24 protein-coding genes and 4 tRNA genes are annotated in these 21,032 nt (G+C 71.5%); 10 read left to right on the forward strand and 18 right to left on the reverse strand.

Going from position 1 to position 21,032, the window contains the following annotated elements; all coding sequences use genetic code 11:
• Positions 1-54: 54 nt before the first annotated feature.
• From rplK to ACFVZH_RS11365, 4 genes are all read right to left on the reverse strand, one after another.
• On the reverse strand, positions 55-489 hold the full coding sequence (gene rplK, locus ACFVZH_RS11350; protein ID WP_015035536.1) for a 50S ribosomal protein L11: 435 nt from the start codon (positions 487-489) through the stop codon (positions 55-57).
• Between the two features lie 158 nt (positions 490-647).
• On the reverse strand, positions 648-1,574 hold the full coding sequence (gene nusG, locus ACFVZH_RS11355) for a transcription termination/antitermination protein NusG (RefSeq protein ID WP_384895632.1): 927 nt from the start codon (positions 1,572-1,574) through the stop codon (positions 648-650).
• Between the two features lie 44 nt (positions 1,575-1,618).
• Positions 1,619-1,906: a preprotein translocase subunit SecE gene (secE, locus tag ACFVZH_RS11360; protein ID WP_384895634.1), complete on the reverse strand. Its 288-nt coding sequence runs from the start codon at positions 1,904-1,906 to the stop codon at positions 1,619-1,621.
• 103 nt (positions 1,907-2,009) lie between these two features.
• Positions 2,010-2,082 (reverse strand) — tRNA-Trp (locus tag ACFVZH_RS11365).
• Between the two features lie 206 nt (positions 2,083-2,288).
• On the opposite strand from ACFVZH_RS11365, the gene ACFVZH_RS11370 reads away from it, so the two are divergent.
• Both ACFVZH_RS11370 and ACFVZH_RS11375 read left to right on the forward strand, forming a co-directional pair.
• On the forward strand, positions 2,289-3,515 hold the full coding sequence (locus ACFVZH_RS11370; RefSeq protein ID WP_384895636.1) for a pyridoxal phosphate-dependent aminotransferase: 1,227 nt from the start codon (positions 2,289-2,291) through the stop codon (positions 3,513-3,515).
• A 147-nt stretch (positions 3,516-3,662) separates the two neighbouring features.
• Positions 3,663-4,685 (forward strand): adenosine deaminase, encoded by a 1,023-nt coding sequence (locus ACFVZH_RS11375; RefSeq protein WP_384895638.1) that lies wholly within the window; start codon positions 3,663-3,665, stop codon positions 4,683-4,685.
• Here the strand turns inward: ACFVZH_RS11375 and ACFVZH_RS11380 are convergent.
• Positions 4,675-5,274 (reverse strand): TetR/AcrR family transcriptional regulator, encoded by a 600-nt coding sequence (locus tag ACFVZH_RS11380; RefSeq protein WP_384895640.1) that lies wholly within the window; start codon positions 5,272-5,274, stop codon positions 4,675-4,677. The genes ACFVZH_RS11375 and ACFVZH_RS11380 overlap by 11 nt on opposite strands.
• Positions 5,275-5,361: 87 nt before the next feature.
• Between ACFVZH_RS11380 and ACFVZH_RS11385 the strand changes: the two genes are divergently transcribed.
• Entirely contained in the window at positions 5,362-5,994 is a 633-nt protein-coding gene (locus ACFVZH_RS11385; protein WP_384895642.1) for an NAD(P)-dependent oxidoreductase, read from the forward strand.
• Positions 5,995-6,148: 154 nt separating this feature from the next.
• Positions 6,149-7,105 carry an IS481 family transposase gene (locus tag ACFVZH_RS11390; protein WP_384895644.1) on the forward strand — a complete coding sequence of 319 codons (957 nt, stop codon included), beginning with the start codon at positions 6,149-6,151 and terminating at the stop codon, positions 7,103-7,105.
• On the opposite strand, the gene ACFVZH_RS11395 is transcribed toward ACFVZH_RS11390, so the two are convergent.
• The 6 genes from ACFVZH_RS11395 to ACFVZH_RS11420 form a co-directional block, all read right to left on the reverse strand.
• A complete protein-coding gene (locus ACFVZH_RS11395) occupies positions 7,102-8,220 on the reverse strand; it encodes a UDP-N-acetylmuramate dehydrogenase (protein ID WP_384895944.1) in 1,119 nt (372 codons plus the stop codon). The two genes, ACFVZH_RS11390 and ACFVZH_RS11395, sit on opposite strands and share 4 nt — an antisense overlap.
• On the reverse strand, positions 8,217-8,645 hold the full coding sequence (locus ACFVZH_RS11400; protein WP_384895646.1) for a MaoC family dehydratase: 429 nt from the start codon (positions 8,643-8,645) through the stop codon (positions 8,217-8,219). Before ACFVZH_RS11400 ends, ACFVZH_RS11395 begins: the two co-directional genes overlap by 4 nt.
• 2 nt (positions 8,646-8,647) lie before the next feature.
• Positions 8,648-9,100, reverse strand: a complete 453-nt coding sequence (locus ACFVZH_RS11405; protein ID WP_384895648.1) for a MaoC family dehydratase N-terminal domain-containing protein — start codon at positions 9,098-9,100, stop codon at positions 8,648-8,650.
• 81 nt (positions 9,101-9,181) lie between these two features.
• The gene (gene rpmG / locus ACFVZH_RS11410; RefSeq protein ID WP_003956487.1) at positions 9,182-9,346 is read right to left on the reverse strand and encodes a 50S ribosomal protein L33; all 165 of its coding nucleotides are present in this window, start codon (positions 9,344-9,346) and stop codon (positions 9,182-9,184) included.
• A gap of 86 nt (positions 9,347-9,432) precedes the next feature.
• A tRNA-Met gene (locus ACFVZH_RS11415) sits at positions 9,433-9,505 on the reverse strand.
• Positions 9,506-9,549: 44 nt separating this feature from the next.
• Positions 9,550-9,622 (reverse strand) — tRNA-Thr (locus ACFVZH_RS11420).
• 206 nt (positions 9,623-9,828) lie between these two features.
• Here ACFVZH_RS11420 and ACFVZH_RS11425 point away from each other — a divergent pair.
• The gene (locus ACFVZH_RS11425) at positions 9,829-11,109 is read left to right on the forward strand and encodes an amidohydrolase family protein (RefSeq protein ID WP_384895650.1); all 1,281 of its coding nucleotides are present in this window, start codon (positions 9,829-9,831) and stop codon (positions 11,107-11,109) included.
• Between the two features lie 2 nt (positions 11,110-11,111).
• Positions 11,112-11,768 carry an SDR family oxidoreductase gene (locus tag ACFVZH_RS11430; protein WP_384895652.1) on the forward strand — a complete coding sequence of 219 codons (657 nt, stop codon included), beginning with the start codon at positions 11,112-11,114 and terminating at the stop codon, positions 11,766-11,768.
• Positions 11,769-11,842: 74 nt separating this feature from the next.
• Here ACFVZH_RS11430 and ACFVZH_RS11435 read toward each other — a convergent pair.
• Positions 11,843-11,924, reverse strand: a tRNA-Tyr gene (locus ACFVZH_RS11435).
• Between the two features lie 171 nt (positions 11,925-12,095).
• Between ACFVZH_RS11435 and ACFVZH_RS11440 the strand changes: the two genes are divergently transcribed.
• The 4 genes from ACFVZH_RS11440 to ACFVZH_RS11455 all read left to right on the forward strand — a co-directional run bounded on the left by ACFVZH_RS11440 (position 12,096) and on the right by ACFVZH_RS11455 (position 15,055).
• Positions 12,096-12,587 carry a YajQ family cyclic di-GMP-binding protein gene (locus ACFVZH_RS11440; protein WP_376445284.1) on the forward strand — a complete coding sequence of 164 codons (492 nt, stop codon included), beginning with the start codon at positions 12,096-12,098 and terminating at the stop codon, positions 12,585-12,587.
• 95 nt (positions 12,588-12,682) lie between these two features.
• Complete coding sequence (locus tag ACFVZH_RS11445) at positions 12,683-13,180, forward strand: methylated-DNA--[protein]-cysteine S-methyltransferase (RefSeq protein WP_384895655.1); 498 nt, start codon at positions 12,683-12,685, stop codon at positions 13,178-13,180.
• A complete protein-coding gene (locus ACFVZH_RS11450) occupies positions 13,177-13,806 on the forward strand; it encodes an alpha-ketoglutarate-dependent dioxygenase AlkB family protein (protein WP_384895657.1) in 630 nt (209 codons plus the stop codon). Before ACFVZH_RS11445 ends, ACFVZH_RS11450 begins: the two co-directional genes overlap by 4 nt.
• A gap of 10 nt (positions 13,807-13,816) precedes the next feature.
• Positions 13,817-15,055 (forward strand): APC family permease, encoded by a 1,239-nt coding sequence (locus ACFVZH_RS11455; RefSeq protein WP_384895659.1) that lies wholly within the window; start codon positions 13,817-13,819, stop codon positions 15,053-15,055.
• On the opposite strand, the gene ACFVZH_RS11460 is transcribed toward ACFVZH_RS11455, so the two are convergent.
• The 6 genes from ACFVZH_RS11460 to ACFVZH_RS11485 all read right to left on the reverse strand — a co-directional run bounded on the left by ACFVZH_RS11460 (position 15,021) and on the right by ACFVZH_RS11485 (position 21,013).
• Entirely contained in the window at positions 15,021-16,040 is a 1,020-nt protein-coding gene (locus tag ACFVZH_RS11460) for a hypothetical protein (protein ID WP_384895661.1), read from the reverse strand. The genes ACFVZH_RS11455 and ACFVZH_RS11460 overlap by 35 nt on opposite strands.
• A gap of 7 nt (positions 16,041-16,047) precedes the next feature.
• Positions 16,048-16,446: a YccF domain-containing protein gene (locus ACFVZH_RS11465; protein ID WP_384895664.1), complete on the reverse strand. Its 399-nt coding sequence runs from the start codon at positions 16,444-16,446 to the stop codon at positions 16,048-16,050.
• A complete protein-coding gene (gene htpX / locus ACFVZH_RS11470; protein WP_384895666.1) occupies positions 16,443-17,306 on the reverse strand; it encodes a zinc metalloprotease HtpX in 864 nt (287 codons plus the stop codon). Before htpX ends, ACFVZH_RS11465 begins: the two co-directional genes overlap by 4 nt.
• Before the next feature lie 173 nt (positions 17,307-17,479).
• Positions 17,480-17,935, reverse strand: a complete 456-nt coding sequence (gene mscL / locus ACFVZH_RS11475; RefSeq protein ID WP_384895668.1) for a large conductance mechanosensitive channel protein MscL — start codon at positions 17,933-17,935, stop codon at positions 17,480-17,482.
• Positions 17,936-17,969: 34 nt separating this feature from the next.
• A complete protein-coding gene (locus ACFVZH_RS11480) occupies positions 17,970-19,463 on the reverse strand; it encodes an NADH-quinone oxidoreductase subunit N (RefSeq protein WP_384895670.1) in 1,494 nt (497 codons plus the stop codon).
• Positions 19,460-21,013, reverse strand: coding sequence for a NuoM family protein (locus ACFVZH_RS11485; protein ID WP_384895946.1), 1,554 nt, complete (start codon positions 21,011-21,013; stop codon positions 19,460-19,462). Before ACFVZH_RS11485 ends, ACFVZH_RS11480 begins: the two co-directional genes overlap by 4 nt.
• Between the last annotated feature and the right edge of the window lie 19 nt (positions 21,014-21,032).

Here is a 21,032-nt window from a genome sequence, read left to right on the forward strand (position 1 = left end):
TGGAGTCGTGGTGCGGGCCGCGCCGGCCCTACCACAAGGTCACGAGGGGGGTGATCAGCCCTCGACCGTGATGCCCATGGAACGGGCGGTGCCAGCGATGATCTTGGACGCGGCGTCCAGGTCGTTGGCGTTCAGGTCGGGGAGCTTGACCGTGGCGATCTCGCGGACCTGGGCGGCCGTGAGCTTGGCGACCTTGGTCTTGTGCGGCTCGCCGGAGCCCTTGTCCACACCAGCGGCCTTGAGGATCAGCTTGGCGGCCGGCGGAGTCTTGGTGATGAAGGTGAAGGTGCGGTCCTCGTAGACCGTGATCTCCACCGGCACGACCATGCCACGCTGCGACTCGGTCGCGGCGTTGTAGGCCTTGCAGAACTCCATGATGTTGACGCCGTGCTGACCCAGCGCGGGGCCGACCGGCGGGGCCGGGTTGGCCGCGCCAGCGTTGATCTGGAGCTTGATAAGCCCCGTGACCTTCTTCTTCTTGGGAGGCATTGCTCTCTCCGGGTCCTAGTGAGAGTGTTCAGCCCGCCTTCCGGTCATCCGGATGCAGGCATACCGCACAACGATAACGGGTATAGACGCGCGGCCAAAAACCGAGCAGGTCAGAGCGGCTTTGGCAGCCACTCTGACCTGGTCGGAAACCTGTGGGATCAGTTCTTCTGGATCTGGTCGAAGCTGAGCTCGACCGGGGTCTCGCGACCGAAGATCTCGACGAGGCCCTTGACCTTCTTCGAGTCCGGGTTGATCTCGTTGATCGTGGCCTGGAGGGTCGCGAAGGGACCGTCCGTGACCGTCACCGAGTCGCCGACCTCGAAGTCCAGGACCTGGACCTCCAGCTTGCGGGCCGGAGCCGGCTTGCCCTCGGCCTCGGCGGCCTCGCGGGCGGCCTTCTCCTCGGCCTCCGGGGCGAGCATCTTGACGATCTCGTCCAGGGTCAGCGGGTACGGGTCGTAGGCGTTGCCCACGAAGCCGGTGACGCCGGGGGTGTTGCGGACGACGCCCCAGGACTCGTTCGTCAGGTCCATGCGGACGAGAACGTAGCCGGGGAGCTTGTTCTGCTTGACGTTCTTCCGCTCGCCGCCCTTGATCTGGACGATCTCTTCCTCGGGGACTTCGGCCTGGTAGATGAAGTCCTCGACGTTGAGCGAGACGGCACGCTGCTCGAGGTTGGCCTTCACGCGCTTCTCGTAGCCCGCGTAGGTGTGGATGACGTACCACTCGCCGGGGAGGGTGCGCAGCTCCTCGCGGAGCGCGGCGACCGGGTCGACCGGGGCGGCCGGCTCGGCCTCCTCTTCGGTCTCTTCCTCGGCGTCCTCGTCCTCGGCCTCGGCCTCGGCGGTGTCGTCCTCGTCCTCGTCGTCGACCTCGTCGGTCACGACGGTCTCGGCGTCCTCGTCGGACTCGGCGTCCTCGTCGGACTCCGCCTCGTCCTCGTCCTCGAGGGAGAGCTCCTCGACGGCCTCGTCGGCAGCGTCGTCAGCAGCGTCTGCCTGGTCCTCGTCGGCGGCCTCCACGATGTCCAGCTCGTCCTCGACGGACTCGGACTCGAAGGCGTCGTTCAGGTTCGCGTCAGACACGGTGGCTGCTTCTTCCTGCGATACAGATGGGGTGGAACAAAAAGTCAGCCGAAGACGTACTTGACTGCTTCCTGGAAGCCATAGTCAATCACGGTGACGAGGCCGATCATGATGACGACGAAGACAATCACCACGGTGGTGTACGTCGTCAGCTGGCTGCGCGTGGGCCAGACGACCTTGCGGAGCTCCGCGATGATCTGGCGGTAGAAGAGCGCGAGACGGCCGAGAGGGCCCTTCTTGCCGCGCTTGCCGCCCTTGCGGGACTTCTTCTTCGACTCTGCGGCCTCGTCGTCGGCATCAGGCATGTCGATGGAGCCTACGGCGTCCGTCACGATCTCTCACCTGATTCCGGGTCGGCCGTGCCGCGCCCGGGTGGAGCCGCACGGCGGTGCAATGAAGTACGTACATGCGCACAACACCTGGCGGTGTGTGTAGCAGGGCCGGAGGGACTTGAACCCCCAACCGCCGGTTTTGGAGACCGGTGCTCTACCAATTGAGCTACGACCCTTTGCTGGTGTCCCTCAACGTACCGCATCGTGAGATGTGGTCGGTGCGGGCCAACGAGGAGTGAGCATACGTGGTCAGAGGGCTCCGCGTCGAACAGAAACCGGCCCGACCTGCCGTCGGAAGCGCGTACGACCGGTAATGACCGGTCCTGTCCGGTCCGTGAAACCTGTGTGCCGGGCCCTGACGCGGTCTGGGACCATGGGCCGTATGAGCGCTGCTACCCCTCCCACCGAGCGTCGGGTCTCCGCCCGGATCGGTGCGATCTCCGAGTCCGCCACCCTCGCCGTCGACGCCAAGGCCAAGGCCCTCAAGGCCGCCGGACGCCCGGTGATCGGGTTCGGTGCGGGCGAGCCCGACTTCCCCACTCCGGACTACATCGTCGAGGCGGCCGTCGAAGCCTGCAAGAACCCGAAGTACCACCGGTACACGCCGGCCGGCGGTCTGCCCGAGCTGAAGGCCGCCATCGCCGCCAAGACGCTGCGCGACTCCGGCTACGAGGTCGACGCCTCCCAGGTCCTGGTGACCAACGGCGGCAAGCAGGCGATCTACGAGGCGTTCGCCGCGATCCTCGACCCGGGTGACGAGGTCATCGTCCCGGCGCCGTACTGGACGACGTACCCCGAGTCGATCCGCCTCGCGGGCGGTGTCCCGGTGGAGGTCGTGGCCGACGAGACCACCGGCTACCGGGTCTCGGTGGAGCAGCTGGAGGCCGCGCGCACCGAGCGCACCAAGGTCGTCCTGTTCGTGTCGCCGTCCAACCCGACCGGCGCGGTGTACAGCGAGTCCGACGCCGAGGCGATCGGCCGCTGGGCCGTCGAGCACGGCCTGTGGGTCCTCACCGACGAGATCTACGAGCACCTGGTCTACGGCGACGCGAAGTTCACCTCGCTGCCGGCGATCGTGCCCGAGCTGCGCGACAAGTGCATCGTGGTCAACGGTGTGGCGAAGACGTACGCGATGACGGGCTGGCGCGTCGGGTGGATCGTGGGCCCGAAGGACGTCGTGAAGGCCGCGACGAACCTGCAGTCGCACGCCACGTCCAACGTGAGCAACGTGGCGCAGGTCGCCGCCCTCGCCGCCGTCTCGGGCAACCTGGACGCCGTCGCGGAGATGCGGGCCGCGTTCGACCGCCGCCGCCAGACGATCGTGCGGATGCTGAACGAGATCGAGGGCGTGTACTGCCCGACGCCGGAGGGCGCGTTCTACGCGTACCCGTCGGTGAAGGGGCTGCTCGGCAAGGAGATCCGCGGCAGGCGTCCGGAGTCCTCGGTGGAGCTGGCCGCCCTGATCCTGGACGAGGCCGAGGTCGCGGTCGTCCCCGGTGAGGCGTTCGGCACCCCGGGCTACCTGCGTCTGTCGTACGCGCTGGGCGACGAGGACCTGGTGGAGGGCGTGTCCCGGATCCAGAAGCTGCTCGCCGAGGCGACCGACTGATCACCGGTCCCCTCACCGGTCCCCGGATGCGGGGACTGCCACGGGCCCCTGGTTCTCCGGAACCAGGGGTCCGTTTTTGCGTTCTAGCAAGGTCCCGATCGGGGAAACGGGCTGTCCTCGTCCATTCGGGTACGGCAGGATCGGCCAATGGAGCACGTTTACCGCGATCTCAGCACACTGCCCAAGGCCCATCTGCACCTGCACTTCACCGGTTCGATGCGGCCCACGACACTGATCGAGCTGGCCGACAAGTACGGCGTGCATCTGCCCGAGGCGCTGAGCAGCGGTACGCCTCCGAAGCTGCGGGCGACCGACGAGCGCGGCTGGTTCCGCTTCCAGCGCCTGTACGACATCGCCCGCTCCTGCCTGCGCTCGCCGGAGGACATCCAGCGGCTCGTCCGGGAGACCGCCCAGGAGGACGTGCGGGACGGCTCCGGGTGGCTGGAGATCCAGGTCGACCCGACCTCGTACGCCCCGCACCTCGGCGGGCTCATCCCCGCCCTGGAGATCATCCTGGACGCGGTCGACGCGGCCTCCCGGGAGACGGGGCTCGGGATGCGGGTGCTCGTCGCGGCGAACCGGATGAAGCACCCTCTGGAGGCGCGTACGCTCGCGCGGCTCGCGGTCCGGTTCGCGGACCGGGGCGTGGTGGGCTTCGGACTGTCGAACGACGAACGGCGCGGCATGGCCCGGGACTTCGACCGGGCCTTCGCGATCGCCCGGGAGGGCGGTCTCCTCGCGGCCCCGCACGGCGGGGAGCTGACGGGGCCGGCGTCGGTACGGGACTGCCTGGACGATCTGCGGGCGGCCCGGGTCGGCCACGGGGTGCGGTCGGCGGAGGACCCGCGGCTGCTGCGCAAGCTCGCCGAGCGGGGGGTGACCTGCGAGGTCTGTCCGGCGTCGAACGTGGCCCTCGGGGTGTACGAGAAGCACGAGGACGTGCCCCTGCGGACCCTCTTCGAGGCGGGGGTGCCGATGGCGCTCGGCGCGGACGACCCGCTGCTCTTCGGCTCGCGGCTCGCGGCGCAGTACGAGATCGCCCGCCGGCACCACGGGTTCACGGACGCGGAGCTGGCGGAGCTGGCCCGTCAGTCGGTGCGGGGTTCGGCCGCCCCGGCGGACGTCCGGGCGAAGCTGCTGGCGGGCGTGGACGACTGGATCAGCGGCTGAGGCCCTGGATCAGGGTGCGGGCGATCGCGCGGGCGAAGTCGTCGAGGGAGTCCGGGGGCCGGCGATCCTGGCTCGTCTCCCAGACGAAGGAGCGCTGGACGCACGCCCCGAGGAGCAGGGAGGCGGCCGCCACCGGATCGGCGTCGGGGTGGACGCGGCCGTGCCGCTGCTCGGCGCGGAGGTAGTCGGCGAGCCCTTCGACGGGCTTGTGGGGGCCGCTGCCGTAGGTGCGCATGGCCTCCTCGTGACGCCGCTTGAGCCGGGGCTCGGCGTACAGGGAGGCGACGACCGGGAAGGTCTCCTCGTAGAAGAGGGCGGCCTGCCGGGCGATCTCGGTGAGGTTCTCCTCGACGGTGCGGACGCCGGGGTCGGCGGCGAGGGCGCCGAGGAGTCCGCCGAGCCGGGGCAGGCGCTCGTCGAGCACGGTCAGGAAGAGTTCCTCCTTGCTCGCGAAGTACTTGTAGAGCGCGGCCTCCGAGCAGCCGGCGGCCTTGGCGATCTCCTTGGTCGTGGTGCGGGCGAGGCCCGCCGTCCGCATGAGGTCGCGGGCGGCGTCGATGATCCGGACCCGGGTCGGCTTCTGTTCCATGCATCCTCCATCGACGCTTGACGCGTGAGTGAGTATCCACCCACCCTGAGGGTGAGTGAACACTTACCCACTCTGGGGGGATGCGGAATGAAGCTCACAGTCCTCGGTGCGACCGGCGGCATCGGCCAGGAGATCGTCCGCCAGGCACTGGCCTCGGGCCACGAGGTGACGGCCGTCGTGCGCGACCCCGCCCGGCTGACGGTGACCGGCGAGCGGCTCGTGGTCCGGCGCACCGACCTGACGGACCCCGACGCGCTGTGCGAGGCCGTCACCGGCCGGGACGCGGTCCTCTCGGGCCTGGGGGCCCGCAGCCGGGCGGACGCGGGCGTGGCCGCCCGGCTGACCCGCTCGGTGCTCACCGCGATGGAGGTGGAGAGCGTGCGCCGCCTCCTGGTGGTCAGCGCGGCCCCGCTCGGCCCGGTCCCGGACGGCCAGGCCCTCCTGGACAAGGCCGTCCTCGCGGTCGTCAACTCCGTCCTGAAGGACGTCTACGCCGATCTGCGGGTCATGGAGGCGGACCTCGCCGCGAGCACCGCCGACTGGACCTCGGTACGCCCTCCGAAGCTGACGAACAAGCCGGTCACCGGCGCGTACCGCACGATCGTCGGCGGCACCCCGCCCCGGGGCCGCTCCCTCGCCCGCGCGGACGTGGCCCACGCGATGCTGGCGATGATCGACGACCCCGCGACGGTGCGGCAGGGCGTCGGCGTCGCGTACTAGCGACCCGTACCGGCGCCGTGCGCCCGTACGGTCCGGCGGAACAGGCGCTAGATGTATTGATCACGAGCGTTGTTGACAGTGGTCTGGTCTTGATCATGGCGAAGACCTCCGGTGTGGTGGGAGCTGTCTAGGAACTCACCTCACGGAGGTCTTCGTGGCCCACCGTAACGCCCGGCTGACCGTCTTCGGTAGGAGACTGCTGGTCGAACGCGTCTGCTCAGGCCGTCCGGTCGCTCATGTGGCCGCCGAGATGGGCATCTCCCGGGCCACGGCCCATAAATGGATCCGCCGGTGGCGGGCCGAGGGCGATGCGGGTCTGCATGACCGGCCGAGCCGGCCTCGCACCACGCCGCACCGGACTCCGGCCGCGGTGGAAGCCCGTGTCTGCGAGCTGAGACGGACCCGCAAGCTCGGTCCCGCCCGGATCGGCCCAATCGTGGGCCTGCCCTCATCCACCGTCCACCGGATCCTGACCCGTTACCGGCTGCACCGGCTGGCCTGGCTCGACCGCCCGACCGGCATCGTGATCCGCCGCTACGAACGCGAACGGCCCGGCGAACTCATCCACGTCGACGTGAAGAAACTCGGCCGGATCCCCGACGGCGGCGGCCACAAGGCCCTGGGCCGCCAGGCCGGCCGGGCCACCCGCAGCGGCATGGGCTTCGACTACGTCCACTCCGCCGTCGACGACCACTCCCGACTGGCCTACAGCGAGATCCACGGCGACGAGAAGGTCGCTACCTGCGCGGCCTTCCTGGCCCGCGCGGCCGCGTTCTTCCACAGTCAGGGCATCGACCGGATCGAGCGTGTGCTGACCGACAACGCCTGGGCCTACCGCAAGGGCCTGGCCTGGAAGAACGTCCTGGCCGAGCTCGGCGCGACCGGCAAGCTCACCCGGGCCTACCGGCCTCAGACCAACGGCAAGGTCGAACGCTTCAACCGCACCCTGCTCGACGAATGGGCCTACCTACGGCCCTACACCTCGAACACCGAACGGACCGAAGCCCTGACAGACTTCCTCCACACCTACAACCACCACCGCTGCCACACCGCACTCGACGGACACCCGCCCATCAGCCGAGTCAACAACCCTGCGGGTCAATACAGCTAGAGCGCGACGCCCACGGTCACCGGTTCGTTGACGAGGGTGATCCCGAAGGCGCCGTGGACGCCGGCGACGACCTCGCGGGCGAGGGCGAGCAGGTCCTCGGTGGTGGCCTCGCCGCGGTTGGTGAGGGCGAGCGTGTGCTTGGTGGAGATCCGCGCGGGCCCGGAGCCGTACCCCTTGGTGAAGCCGGCCCGGTCGATCAGCCAGGCGGCGGAGGTCTTGACCGCGCCGTCCTCGCCGGCGGGGAAGGCCGGCGGGGTGACGTCCGGACCGAGGCGGTCGGCCACGCGCGCGAGGAAGGTGTCGTACTCCCCCGCCGTGAGGATCGGGTTGGTGAAGAAGGAGCCCGCGGACCAGGTGTCGTGGTCCTCCGGGTCCAGGACCATGCCCTTGCCCGCGCGCAGCCTCAGCACGGTCTCGCGGGCCGCCGCGAGCGGCACCCGGTCCCCCGCCTCCACGCCGAGGGCGCGGGCGGTCTCGGCGTACTTGACCGGCGCCGACATCCCGCCGGCGTCCTCCAGCTCGAAGCGGACGCGCAGGACCACGTACCGCTCGGGGTGCTCCTTGAAGAGGCTGTGCCGGTAGGAGAAGGCGCAGTCGGCGTTACCGAGGGTGACGATCTCCTCGGCGCGCCGGTCGTACGCGACGACCTCGGTCACGGTGGCGGAGACGTCCTGCCCGTACGCGCCGACGTTCTGGATGGGGGTGGCGCCGGCCGAGCCGGGGATGCCGGCCAGGCACTCGATGCCGGCGAGCCCGGCCTCCACGGTCCGCGCGACGGCGTCCGTCCAGACCTCGCCGGCGGCGAGCTCCAGACGGGTCCCGTCGAGGGCGAAGCCGGTGGTGGCGATCCGCAGCGCGGTGCCCTCGAAGCCCTTGTCCCCGATGACCAGGTTGGAGCCGCCGCCGATGATCAGCAGCGGGGTGCCCGCCGCGTCGGCCTCGCGGACCGCGGCGACCACCTCGTCGTCGGTGGTGGCGGTGACGAGCCGAGTGGCGGGGCCGCCGAGCCGGAAGGTGGTCAGGGGCGCGAGGGGGGCGTCGTGGAGTGGCTGCACGGGCTCAAGGGTACGGGCCCGCCGCTTCCGCGACGGGCCCGTGACGTTCGGCGCGGTCAGGCGAGGCGGACCACGGCCCGGGACATGCCCAGGACCTTCTGTCCGGCGCACATGGCGGTGAGGTCGACCCGCACCTGCCCGTCGTCCAGCTTCGCGGCGACCTTGGCGCTGACCTCGACGAGGGCGCCCTCGCCGTCGTCGGGGACGACGACCGGCTTGGTGAAGCGGACGCCGTACTCGACGACGGCGGCGGGGTCGCCGGCCCAGTCGGTCACGACGCGGATCGCCTCGGCCATGGTGAACATGCCGTGGGCGATGACGTCCGGGAGGCCGACCTCGACCGCGAACTTCTCGTTCCAGTGGATGGGGTTGAAGTCCCCGGAGGCGCCGGCGTACCGGACGAGCGTGGCGCGGGTCACGGGGAAGGTCTGCGCGGGCAGCTCGGTGCCGACCTCGACCTCGTCGTAGGCGATCTTCGCGGTCATGGTCAGGCCCCCTCGGGTGCGCGGGAGACGAGCTTGGTCCAGGCGGTCACGACGTGCTCGCCGGAGGCGTCGTGGACCTCCCCGCGGATGTCCAGGATGTCGTTGCCGGCGAGGGACTTGATCGCCTCGATGGTGGAGGTGACCGAGAGCCGGTCCCCGGCGCGTACGGGCCGGGTGTAGGCGAACTTCTGGTCGCCGTGGACGACCCGGCTGTAGTCGAGACCGAGCTGCGGGTCCTCGATGACCGCGCTGGCCGCCTTGAACGTGATGGCGAACACGAACGTCGGCGGGGCGATCACATCGGGGTGACCGAGTTCCTTGGCCGCCTCCTGGTCGGTGTACGCGGGATTCGCGTCACCGATCGCCTCGGCGAACTCGCGGATCTTCTCGCGGCCGACCTCGTAGGGCGGGGTGGGCGGATAGGTCCGGCCCACGAAGGACTGGTCGAGCGCCATGGACTCGATACCTCCTGGATTGTTGCCGACAAACGACACGAGGCCGCCCCCGAGTGGGGACGGCCTCGTGTACGAGCCTGATTAGCGCGTCTCGCGGTGCGCAGTGTGCGAGTTGCAGCGGGGGCAGTGCTTCTTCATCTCAAGACGGTCCGGGTTGTTACGCCGGTTCTTCTTGGTGATGTAGTTCCGCTCCTTGCACTCCACGCAGGCCAGCGTGATCTTCGGGCGGACGTCGGTGGCAGCCACGTGAGTGCTCCTTGGACGGATGGGACGGATGAACGCATAAAAGAGTAGCCGATCGAAGGACCGACCCTACAATCGGCTACCGTGTGTAGCGGTGACCGGACTTGAACCGGTGACACAGCGATTATGAGCCGCTTGCTCTACCGACTGAGCTACACCGCTTTGATGATCCGGATCCCACCCGAAGGCAGGATCCCTCTCACCAGAGCCCCAATACGGAATCGAACCGTAGACCTTCTCCTTACCATGGAGACGCTCTACCGACTGAGCTATTGGGGCGAGCGAGGAAGACATTACACGGTCTCCGGCCCATCACCCAAATCCGTTTCCCGGTGCCCCCGCAACGGCTCTCACCAGGCGTCCCGTAGGCCACTCGTGGACTCGTCGGTACGACTTTTGCGCACCTCCTCGAAGGCGGGTCCGAGCACACCTAGGCTCGGCCCCACGCTGCGTGATCTTGATCTTGAGGAGCGTTGAGGAGCCCCATGTCAGCCGACAGCAAGCAGCCCCAGCCGCCCGACGACGGGGCCGCCACCACCGCCGACTCGACCTCGCTCCTGCTGTCCCACGCCCGGCTCACCGACGGCCGGACCGTGGACGTACGCCTCGCCGGCGGCCGCATCGAGGCCGTCGGCACGGCCGGCAGCCTCGCCGCCGTGGGCGCGCGGGTCGACCTCGGCGGGTACCTGCTGCTGCCCGCCGCCGCCGAACCCCACGCGCACGCCGACACCGCGCTCTCCGCCGACACCCCCGGCCCCGTCTCGTACGCGCCGGAGGAGGTGCAGCGCCGGGCCACCGAGGCCGCGCTGCTCCAGCTCGGGCACGGCGCGACCGCGCTCCGCGCGCACGTGCGGATCGGCGACGTCCACGGGCTCGGCCCGCTGGAGGCCGTGCTCCAGGCCCGGCGCTCGCTGCGCGGCCTCGCCGACCTCACCGCCGTCGCCGTCCCCCGGCTCCTCACCGGGGTGGCGGGCGCGGACGGACTGGCGATGCTGCGGGACGCGGTGAAGATGGGCGCCGGCGTGGTCGGCGGCTGCCCGGACCTCGACCCGGACCCGGCGGGATACGTGGAGGCGGTCCTGGAGATCGCCGCCGAGCACGGTGTCCCGGTCGACCTGCACACCGACGGGGACGACCCGGCGCGCCTCGCCCGGCTCGCGGCGATGGTCGGCGGGCTGCGGCCCGGGGTGACCCTCGGGCCGTGCGCCGGGCTCGGCCGGCTCCCCGCCGACGCGGCGCGGCGGGCGGCGGACCGGCTGGCGGCGGCCGGCGCGACGGTGGTCTGCCTGCCCCAGGGCGGCTGCGCGGGTACGGAGACCCGGGGCGCGGCGCCCGTCCGGCTGCTGCGGGCGGCCGGGGTGCGGGTCGCGGCGGGCAGCGGGGCACTGCGGGACGTGGCCAACCCGGTGGGGCGCGGGGACCCGCTGGAGGCGGCCTACCTGCTCGCCTCGCTCGGCGGGCTGCCGCCGCAGGAGGCGTACGCGGCGGTGAGCGCGGAGGCCCGGGCGGTGATGGGCCTGCCGGAGGTGCGGGTGGAGGCCGGCTTCCCCGCGGAGCTGCTGGCGGTGCGCGGGGAGCGCCTGTCGGGCGTGCTGTCCCTCGCGTACAGCCGGATCGTGATCCACCGGGGGCGGGTGGTGGCGCGGACGAGCGCGGTGCGGGAGTACTGCGACTCGGCGGCGGCGCTGGACCTGCCGCGGCAGGCTCGTCCGGAGCGTCCGCCCGAGCCGGGAAGCCCTCCCGCCGGTCCCGTCGTACGGTCGTGAGTATGCGCATCGTCATCGCTGGAGGACACGGTCAGATCGCCCTGCGCCTGGAGAGGCTGCTCTCGGCGGGCGGGCACGAGGTCGCGGGGATCATCCGGAAACCGGAACAGGGCGCCGCCCTGCGGGAGGCGGGCGCCGAGCCCGTGGTGCTGGACCTGGAGTCGGCGTCGGTCGAGATGGTCGCCGCCGTGCTCCAGGGCGCCGACGCGGCCGTCTTCGCGGCCGGCGCGGGACCGGGCAGCGACGCCGCCCGCAAGGACACGGTGGACCGCGGGGCCGCGGTGCTCTTCGCCGACGCGGCGCAACGCGCGGGCGTGCGGCGCTACGTCGTCGTCTCCTCGATGGGCGCGGACGCGACCCATCCGGGCGACGAGGTCTTCGACGCCTATCTCCGCGCCAAGGGCGCCGCCGACGACGAGGTCCGCGCCCGTACGTCCCTGGACTGGACGATCCTGCGTCCCGGCGCCCTCACCAACGACGCCGGCACGGGCCTGGTCCGCCTGGAGGCCCGCACGGGCCGCGGCCCCGTCCCCCGTGACGACGTCGCCGCCGTCCTCGCCGAGCTCCTGGACACCCCGGCGACCGCCGGACTCACCCTGGAACTCATCGCGGGCTCCACGCCGCTCTCCGTCGCCGTGAAGGACGTCGCCGGCAACTGACCCACGGCCGGCCACCGACCGGCCCCGGAAACGAGTGAAGGCCCCCGGTGCAAGCACCGGGGACCTTCTTCACGTGGCGACGCCAGGATTCGAACCTGGGTAGGCTAAGCCGACGGATTTACAGTCCGCTCCCATTGGCCACTCGGGCACATCGCCATGAGATCGCTGCCGTGGAGCCGCTGTTCTGCGGTGTTCCGTGGCAACGACGTAAACAATACCTGATCCCGGAGGGTGGTTCGCCACCGGATTGATCAGCGGTGGGGTCCGTGGCGAACCCCCTAGGCTTTGGGCTGTACCCCACAGCATCCGAACAAGGAGCCACGAGTCATGGCCGACTCCAGTTTCGACATCGTGTCCAAGGTCGAGCGGCAGGAGGTCGACAACGCCCTCAACCAGGCCGTGAAGGAGATCTCGCAGCGCTACGACTTCAAGGGCACCAACGCCTCGATCGCGTGGTCGGGCGAGAAGATCCTGATGCAGGCGAGCGGCGAGGAGCGCGTCCTGGCGATCCTCGACATCTTCCAGTCCAAGCTGATCAAGCGGGGCATCTCGCTGAAGTCGCTGGACGTCGAGGGTGAGCCGCAGCTCTCCGGCAAGGAGTACAAGCTCTTCGCCTCCGTGCAGGAGGGCATCTCCCAGGAGAACGCCAAGAAGGTCGCGAAGGCCATCCGGGACGAGGGCCCGAAGGGCGTCAAGGCCCAGGTGCAGGGCGACGAGCTGCGGGTCAGCTCGAAGAGCCGGGACGACCTGCAGGCCGTGCAGGCGCTGCTCAAGGGCAAGGACTTCGACTTCGCGATCCAGTTCGTGAACTACCGCTGACCCGTCGAGGCTCATGTCCGAATACCGCCGGTCCCCGGGCCGGCGGGCCCCGCACACTGGATCGTGAGAGACCCGTGCGGGGAGAGGAACCAGTCATGACCGTGTACGCGTACGTCGACGGCCCCCTGGGCGAGATGCTGCTGGTCGGGCGGCTCGCCGAAGGGGGCCGTGCCGTGCTGCGCTCGCTGTCCCTGCCGGGGCAGAAGGGCGCCGTCGAGGTCGAGGACGGCTGGACGCTCGCGCCCGGGGCGTTCGAGGAGGCCGCCGCGCAGCTGGGCGAGTACTTCGCCGGACGGCGGGACCGTTTCGACCTGCCGCTCGCCACCGACGCCGGGACCGAGTTCCAGCGGCGGGTGTGGCGGGCCCTGGAGGAGATCCCGTACGGGACGACCGTCTCGTACGGGGAGATCGCCCGCCGGATCGGCTCCCCGGGGGCCGGGGTGCGGGCCGTGGGCACCGCGATCGGGCGGAACCCGCTGCTGGTGGTGCGGCCCTGCCACCGGGTGATCGGGGCCGACGGGAGTCTGCGCGGGTACGCCGCGGGGCTGGAGCGCAAGGAGCGGCTGCTCGGCCTCGAAGGGGCCGGGGTGTGACCGAGGGGCTCTTCCCCCGCGAGCGGACCGTGGTCGCGCCCGGCGCGGTGCACGTGCCGGGGTGGCTGCCGTTCGCGCGGCAGCGGGAGCTGGTGGACGCCTGCCGGGCGTGGGGGCGGGGGCCCGTGCCGTACCGGCGGACGGTGCTGCCGGGCGGCGGTGTCATGTCGGTGCGGTCGCTGTGCCTGGGCCGGCAGTGGGTGCCGTACCGCTATCTGGACGCGGTCGGGGTCGAGCTGCCCGACCGGCTGGTCGCGTTGGGCCGGGAGGCGCTGGTCGAGGCGTACGGCGACCACGGCGGTTTCACGCCCGACACGGCGCTCGTGAACTTCTACGGCCCCGGCGCCCGGATGGGCATGCACCAGGACCGGGAGGAGCGGTCCGGTGCGCCGGTGGTGTCGCTGAGCCTCGGGGACCGGTGCGTGTTCCGGTTCGGGAACGAGGAGAACCGCGGCCGGCCCTACCGGGACGTGGAGTTGTCCTCCGGTGATCTCTTCGTCTTCGGCGGGGATTCGCGGTGGGTCCACCACGGGGTGCCCGCGGTGCGCCCCGGGACGGCGGAGCCGGCGCTCGGCCTGGTGGGGCGGCTGAACATCACCCTGAGGGAGACCGGGCTCACCCCTTAGTGTGCGGTCCATGACAGAGGAACTGCGCCGGTCGCTCGGCGTCTTCGACGCGGTCGTGATCGGGCTCGGCTCGATGATCGGCGCCGGGATCTTCGTCGCGCTCGGGCCGGCGGCCGAGGCGGCCGGTTCCGGGGCCGGGCTGCTCTGGGCGCTCGGGGCCGCCGCCGTCGTCGCGTACGCCAACGCCATGGCGTCGGCCCGGCTGGCCGCCCGCTACCCGACGTCCGGCGGCACTTATGTTTACGGTCGCGAACGGCTTGGCTCGTTCTGGGGATACCTGGCCGGCTGGGCGTTCGTGGTCGGCAAGACGGCCTCCTGCGCGGCGATGGCGCTGACGGTCGGGGCGTACCTGTGGCCGGACCGGGCGCACGCGGTCGCGGTCGCCGCGGTGGTGGCCCTGACGGCCGTCAACTACGGCGGAGTTCAGAAGTCCGCGCGGGTCACCCGGGTGGTCGTGGCGGCGGTCCTCGCGGTGCTCGCCGCCGTCGTCACGGTCTCCCTCGGGGCCGACGGGGCGGGACCGGCGCCGCTCGGCGGGGAGCTCACGGCGGGCGGGGTGCTCCAGGCCGCGGGTTTGCTCTTCTTCGCGTTCGCGGGGTACGCGCGGATCGCCACGCTCGGCGAGGAGGTCCGCGACCCGGCCCGCACGATCCCCCGGGCGGTGCCGGTGGCGCTCGGGATCACGCTCGCCGTCTACGGGCTCGTCGCGGTGAGCGTGCTCACCGTCCTCGGCCCGGCGGCACTGGCCGACTCCCCCGCGCCGCTGGCCGACGCGGCCCGCGCGGCGGACGCCCGGTGGCTCGTGCCGGTCGTCACGGCGGGCGCGGTGGTCGCCGCCCTCGGCTCGCTGCTCTCGCTGATCCTCGGGGTGTCCCGGACGGCCCTGGCGATGGCCAGGGACGGCTATCTGCCGGCGGCGCTGACCGCCGTGCACCCCCGGTTCGGGGTACCGCACCGGGCGGAGGTCGCGGTGGGCGCGGTGGTGGCCGTGGTGGCGGCGACGGCGGACGTACGGGGCGCGATCGGCTTCTCGTCGTTCGGCGTGCTCGTCTACTACGGGATCGCGAACGCCTCCGCGTGGACCCTGGGGTCCCGGAGCCGGCCGCTGGCCGCGCTCGGGCTCGCCGGCTGCGGGGCGCTCGCGTTCGCGCTGCCGCTCGGGTCCGTCCTCGCGGGCTCGGCGGTCGTGGCGGCGGGGGTGGTGGCGTGGGCCGTCAGCCGAGGACGAGCCGTACCCCCGCGGCCGTGAGGCCGTCGACGAACTCCGCGAAGGTGGCCGGGCGCCGGTCGGCGTAGGGCAGGAGGCCGAGACAGGCGCGGGCCACGTCGGCGTGGTGCCAGACGAGGGTGGTGCCGGCCAGCAGCTCGCCGAGTGCCCGGGGCGCCCCCACGCCGAAGCTGCGGCCGGGGCCGAGCACGGCCTCCCCCAGGGCGCACAGGAAGGAGTCCTCGTCGACGACGTCGGTGCCGTCGAGGTGGTACGTGGCGCCCGGGGTGACCTCCGGTTCGCCGTGCGCGCGGCGGGCGGCCTGGGTCAGCCACTCGCCGCGCGCCGCGCCGGTGAAGCGCCGCCAGGTGCCGGGCTCGGCGGGCCGGTCCCGGTGCCACAGGTCCCAGACCTCCCGGGACTGGTGGGGTATCAGGCCGTGCCGGGGGAAGGCCACGGTGAGGTCCACCAGGCCGTGGTGGCGGGCGGAGGCGTCCCAGCCGGTGACCCGGCCCGCCTCGGCCTCGTGGTGCGTGTTCCCCACCCAGGTGAGGACCTGGTAGCGGACGGCCTCGAAGGCCGTCTCGCCCGCGGCCAGGGCGTCCCGGAGCCCGCCGCGCGGGGAGCAGCCGAGGAAGGTGACCCGGGTGTGGGTCCGTTCGGGTGGTTCCGGGGGCGAGACGAGGACCAGGTTGCCGCAGGGGACGGCGTCCCGCGCGTCGTACGCCCGGCGGGGGCCGTCCGCGGACTCGACGGTCACGACGTCGCCGCGCGTGCCGAGGACGCGGACGCCCTCGAAGCGCCAGGCGTGGTCGTCGGGCGTCCGGACGAGGAGCGTGCCGAGCGGGGCGGTGCCCTCCACGACGGCCTGGGTGACGGCCCTGGCCAGCCCGCCGCGCGGTTCGCAGCCGCGGAGTTCGTGGACGACGCGGGGCGGCGGCACGGGGTCCCCGTACAGGCCGTCGACGTCCTTGCAGAGGGCGACGGCGTACGCGCCGGAGACGAGTGCGTATCTCGGGTTCCGCACCGGGGCCTCAGCGGGCCTGGTAGCCGTAAGCCTGGTCGGTGGGGACGATCTCCTTGCCGAGCGGCAGCAGCGAGACCGGGATCATCTTGAAGTTCGCGATGCCGAGCGGGATGCCGATGATCGTGATGCAGAGGGCGATGCCGGTGGTGATGTGGCCGAGGGCGAGCCACCAGCCCGCGAGGATCAGCCACAGGACGTTGCCGACGCAGGAGGGCGCGCCCGCGTCGCGGCGGTCGACGACGGTCTGGCCGAAGGGCCAGAGGGCGTAGATGCCGATACGGAAGGCGGCGAGCCCGAAGGGGATGCCGATGATCGTGATGCAGAGCAGGACGCCCGCGAGCATGTAGCCGAGGAACATCCAGAATCCGCACAGGATCAGCCATATGACGTTGAGGATTGTCTTCACGGGCGGCGACCTGCCATCTGTTCGAGCCGGGCGATGCGCTCGGCCATCGGCGGATGGGTGGAGAACATCTTGGACATTCCCTTTCCGGGGCGGAAAGGGTTCGCGATCATCATGTGGCTCGCGGTCTCGATCCGCGGCTCGGGGGGCAGCGGAAGCTGCTTGGTGCCGGCGTCCAGCTTCCGCAGGGCGCTGGCGAGGGCGAGCGGGTCGCCGGTGAGCTGCGCGCCCGAGGCGTCGGCCTCGTACTCGCGGGAGCGGGAGATGGCGAGCCGGATGACCGAGGCGGCGATCGGGCCGAGGATGAGGACCAGGAGGTAGCCGAGGATGCCGGGGCCGTCGTCGTCGTTGGAGCGGCCCACGGGGATCAGCCAGGCGAAGTTGACCAGGAACATGATCACGGAGGCGAGCGCTCCGGCGACCGAGGAGATCAGGATGTCCCGGTTGTAGACGTGGCTCAGCTCGTGGCCGATGACCCCGCGCAGTTCGCGCTCGTCGAGGATCGCGAGGATGCCCTCGGTGCAGCAGACGGCGGCGTTGCGCGGGTTGCGGCCGGTGGCGAACGCGTTGGGCGCCTGGGTCGGCGAGATGTAGAGCCGGGGCATGGGCTGCCGGGCCTGGGTCGAGAGCTCGCGCACCATCCGGTAGAGCGCGGGCGCCTCGAACTCGCTGACCGGGCGGGCGCGCATGGCCCGCAGGGCCAGCTTGTCGCTGTTCCAGTACGCGTACGCGTTGGTGCCGAGCGCCACGAACAGCGCGACGATCAGCCCCGTACGTCCGAAGAAGCTGCCGATGACGATGATGAGGGCCGAGAGCCCTCCGAGGAGTACGGCGGTCCTCAGCCCGTTGTGCCGGCGGTGCACGGTACGCCCTCCAAGTGGTGCGGCAGGGGAACCCTTTGCTTCGTGGTCGTCCTCCCCCGGACGTCGTCCGGGGGGAGGCCCACCTCCAGTGGACCCTTCCGTACTGGTCAACGCCAGGCGAGAGGTTCGGGTTCCCCCGGCCGCACCGGGGGCGATGTCGGCCGTTCGGGTGATCAGCGGGCCGCCGGGACGGCGAGCTTCTCCAGGCTGGTGGCGACGGGCTCGACCTCGCTGGTGCAGTGGGCGCAGCGGGAGGCGATGGCCGGGATCTCGGTGAAGCAGCGGGGGCAGTCGCGCTTCTCCGACTTGGGGTCGGCTGCCTCGGCCTTGGCGAACTTGTCCTGGATCTTGGTCATGGGGACGACGATCAGGAAGTACAGGACGGCGGCCGTGATGACGAACGCGATGATCGCGGCGATGGCCAGGCCGTACGGGAAGACGGTGCCCTGGATCTTGAAGCTGGCCTCGCTGAAGTCGCCGACGGAGCCGGTGGCCAGACCGATGAGCGGGGTGATGAACGCCTTGCTGAAGCCGGTGACCACGGCCGTGAACGCCGATCCGACGGCCAGACCGATGGCCATCGAGATGACGTTCCCGCGAAGTATGAAGTCCTTGAATCCGTTCAGCACGGGGTGTTGCTCCTCGGTGTTTCTCTGTGGGGGGTCAGAACAGGGCCGTCGCCGCGAAGCGGAGGGCGAACTGCGGGTAGCCGGACAGTACGACCGCGGTGGCGGCGGTCAGCCCGATCGCCAGGGTGACCGGCGCGGAGGCCCGGTGGCGGACGGGGGCGCCTTCCGGGGTGCGGAAGAGCAGGGCCGTCCAGCGCAGGTAGTAGTACAGCCCGATCACGACGTTGAGGCCCATGATCACGGCGAGCCAGCCCAGGCCCGCGTCGACGGCCGCCGAGAAGACGGTCACCTTGGCGAAGAGGCCGATGATACCCGGGGGCAGTCCGGCCAGGTTCAGGAGGAAGAAGCCCAGCGCGAGGGCGGCGGCGGGGCTGGCGGCGTACAGCCCCCGGTAGTCCGCGAGCCGGTTGCGGGGGTGGGTCCGGGCGACGAGCGCGACGACCGCGAAGGCGCCGAGGTTCACCACGGCGTACATCAGGGCGTACGCGACGGTGGCGCCGATCTGGTCGTCGCTGGAGTACGCGGCGGCGGCGATCGGCACCAGGAGGTAGCCGGCCTGGGCGACGGAGGACCAGGCGAGCAGCCGGACCGCGCTCCACGCGCGCGTGGAGACCTGGCGGAGGGCGGCGACGTTGCCGGCGGTCATGGTGACCGCGGCGAGGACGGCGAGCGCCGGGCCCCACACGTCCGCGTACGAGGGGAAGGCGACGACCGTCACCAGGATGAGCCCGGTGAAGCCGACGGCCTTGCCGACCACCGAGAGGTAGGCGGCGACGGGCAGCGGGGCGCCCACGTAGGTGTCGGGCACCCAGAAGTGGAAGGGGACGGCGGCCGTCTTGAAGGCGAAGCCGACCAGGGTGAGAGCGACGCCCGCCTCGGCGAGCGTCTGGAGCTGCCCGGGAACGTCGTCGAGACGCTGGGCGATCTCCGTGAGGTGGAGGGTGCCGGTCGCCGCGTACACGAAGCTGACGCCGAGCAGGGTCACGGCGGTCGCGGTGACGGAGGAGAGGAAGAACTTCAGCGCGGCCTCGCCGGACATCCGGTCGCCCCGCTTGAGGCCGACGAGCGCGAAGGCCGGCAGCGAGGCCACCTCCAGGGCGACCACGAGGGTCGCCAGGTCCCGGGAGGCCGGCAGCAGGGCGGCGCCGGCCGCCGAGGACAGCAGCAGGAACCAGTACTCGCCGGCCGGGAGCTTCTCGCGGGTCTCGGAGACCGACAGCAGCGCCGTCAGGAGCGCGCCGCCGAGGACGAGCAGCTGGATGACGACGGTGAACCGGTCGGCGGTGTAGCTGCACGCCGCGACCTGGGTGTCGGCGGTGAGGCAGAACGTCTCGCGGTCCCCGGCCCGCAGCGGGACGAGCAGGGCGAGGGCGGCGGTGAGGCCGCCGATCGCGGTCCAGCCCAGGAGCCGCTTGCGCTCCGGGGGGACGAAGAGGTCGGCGACGAGGACGACGAGCGCGACCACGGCGGTGAGGGTCGGGGGCGCGATCGTGAGCCAGTCGACGGACTGGACGAGCGACGACGTCACTGGGTGCCTCCGGCGAGGAGCTGCTGGACGGCCGGGTCGGTGAGGCCGAGGAGGACGGCGGGCCAGAGTCCGGCGAGGACGGTGAGGGCGACGAGCGGGGTCCAGGCGGCGAACTCGTACCCCTGGACGTCGGCGATCGCCGTCTCCCCGACGGGCCGCGGGCCGCCCATGCAGACGCGGCGCACGACGAGGAGGAGGTAGGCGGCGGTGAGCAGGGTGCCGAAGGCGCCGATCGCCATGAAGGTGAGGAAGGCGGGGCGGCTGAGGCCCGCGGCGGGTTCGAAGGCGCCGAACAGGGCCAGCATCTCGCCCCAGAAGCCCGCCAGGCCGGGCAGGCCCAGGGAGGCGACGGCGGCGAAGGCGAGGAGGGCGCCGAGGCGCGGGGCGCGGCCGTAGAGCGCGGCGCCGGTGGCGCCGGCGAGGGTGTCGAGGTCGGCCGTGCCGTACCGGTCCTTCACCGCGCCGACCAGGAAGAACAGCAGGCCGGTGACGAGACCGTGGGCGATGTTGGCGAAGAGCGCGCCGTTGACGCCGGTGGGGGTCATGGTGGCGATGCCGAGGAGTACGAAGCCCATGTGGCCGACGGAGGAGTACGCGATCAGGCGCTTCAGGTCGCCCTTGCTGCCGGGCCGGACGAGCGCGAGGCAGGCCAGCGATCCGTAGATGATCCCGGCGACGGCGAAGGCGGCCAGGTAGGGCGCGAAGGTCCGCATGCCGTCGGGGGCGATCGGCAGCACGATCCGGACGAAGCCGTACGTGCCCATCTTGAGCAGCACGCCGGCGAGGAGGACGGAGCCGACCGTGGGGGCGGCGGTGTGGGCGTCCGGGAGCCAGCTGTGCAGCGGCCACATCGGGGTCTTCACGGCGAGCCCGAGACCGATCGCGAGAACGGCGATGACCTGCACGGACGTGGTCAGGCCGCGGCCGTTGTCAGCGGCGAGCGCCAGCATGTCGAAGGTGCCGGCCTTCACTCCGACGAGGAGCAGGCCCAGCAGCATGACGACGGAGCCGAGCAGCGTGTAGAGGATGAACTTCCAGGCGGCGGCCTGCCGGCCCACGCCGCCCCAGCGGGCGATGAGGAAGTACATCGGGACGAGGACCATCTCGAACGCCAGGAAGAACAGGACGAGGTCGAGGACGGCGAAGGTGGCGAGGGTGCCGGACTCCAGGACGAGCAGGAGCGCGACGAAGCCCTTCGGGGACGGGCCCGCGGGCATCTTGAAGTAGCTGTAGAGCGCGCAGAGGAAGGTCAGCAGCGCGGTCAGCACCAGGAGGGGGAGGGAAATGCCGTCGACACCCAGGTGGATGCGCACGTCGAGCGCCTTGATCCAGCTGATGTCCGTCGTGGCCTGCATCGTCGACGGGTGGTCGTGGTCGAAGCCGAGCGCGAGGACGATCGCGGCCAGCAGGATCACGCCGGTGACGGTGACGCCGTGGCGGAGCACGGCCTGGTCGGGCGACTTCCCCTTCAGCCCCGGCGGAGCCGGGAGGAGGGCCGCGGCCGCGCCGACGAGCGGGCCGGCGACGATCAACACGAGAAGGAACTGCATCACGGATTCGCTGATATCG

Source organism: Streptomyces sp. NPDC059534, from assembly GCF_042743475.1.
Lineage (GTDB): Bacteria > Actinomycetota > Actinomycetes > Streptomycetales > Streptomycetaceae > Streptomyces.

Coding starts and splice junctions, on each gene's coding strand:
- rplK (WP_015035536.1), bottom strand. CDS start 489: ATGCCTCCCAAGAAGAAGAAGGTCACGGGGCTTATCAAGCTCCAGATC.
- ACFVZH_RS11370 (WP_384895636.1), top strand. CDS start 2,289: ATGAGCGCTGCTACCCCTCCCACCGAGCGTCGGGTCTCCGCCCGGATC.
- ACFVZH_RS11375 (WP_384895638.1), top strand. CDS start 3,663: ATGGAGCACGTTTACCGCGATCTCAGCACACTGCCCAAGGCCCATCTG.
- ACFVZH_RS11380 (WP_384895640.1), bottom strand. CDS start 5,274: ATGGAACAGAAGCCGACCCGGGTCCGGATCATCGACGCCGCCCGCGAC.
- ACFVZH_RS11385 (WP_384895642.1), top strand. CDS start 5,362: ATGAAGCTCACAGTCCTCGGTGCGACCGGCGGCATCGGCCAGGAGATC.
- ACFVZH_RS11400 (WP_384895646.1), bottom strand. CDS start 8,645: ATGACCGCGAAGATCGCCTACGACGAGGTCGAGGTCGGCACCGAGCTG.
- ACFVZH_RS11405 (WP_384895648.1), bottom strand. CDS start 9,100: ATGGCGCTCGACCAGTCCTTCGTGGGCCGGACCTATCCGCCCACCCCG.
- ACFVZH_RS11425 (WP_384895650.1), top strand. CDS start 9,829: ATGTCAGCCGACAGCAAGCAGCCCCAGCCGCCCGACGACGGGGCCGCC.
- ACFVZH_RS11430 (WP_384895652.1), top strand. CDS start 11,112: ATGCGCATCGTCATCGCTGGAGGACACGGTCAGATCGCCCTGCGCCTG.
- ACFVZH_RS11440 (WP_376445284.1), top strand. CDS start 12,096: ATGGCCGACTCCAGTTTCGACATCGTGTCCAAGGTCGAGCGGCAGGAG.
- ACFVZH_RS11445 (WP_384895655.1), top strand. CDS start 12,683: ATGACCGTGTACGCGTACGTCGACGGCCCCCTGGGCGAGATGCTGCTG.
- ACFVZH_RS11455 (WP_384895659.1), top strand. CDS start 13,817: ATGACAGAGGAACTGCGCCGGTCGCTCGGCGTCTTCGACGCGGTCGTG.
- ACFVZH_RS11485 (WP_384895946.1), bottom strand. CDS start 21,013: ATGCAGTTCCTTCTCGTGTTGATCGTCGCCGGCCCGCTCGTCGGCGCG.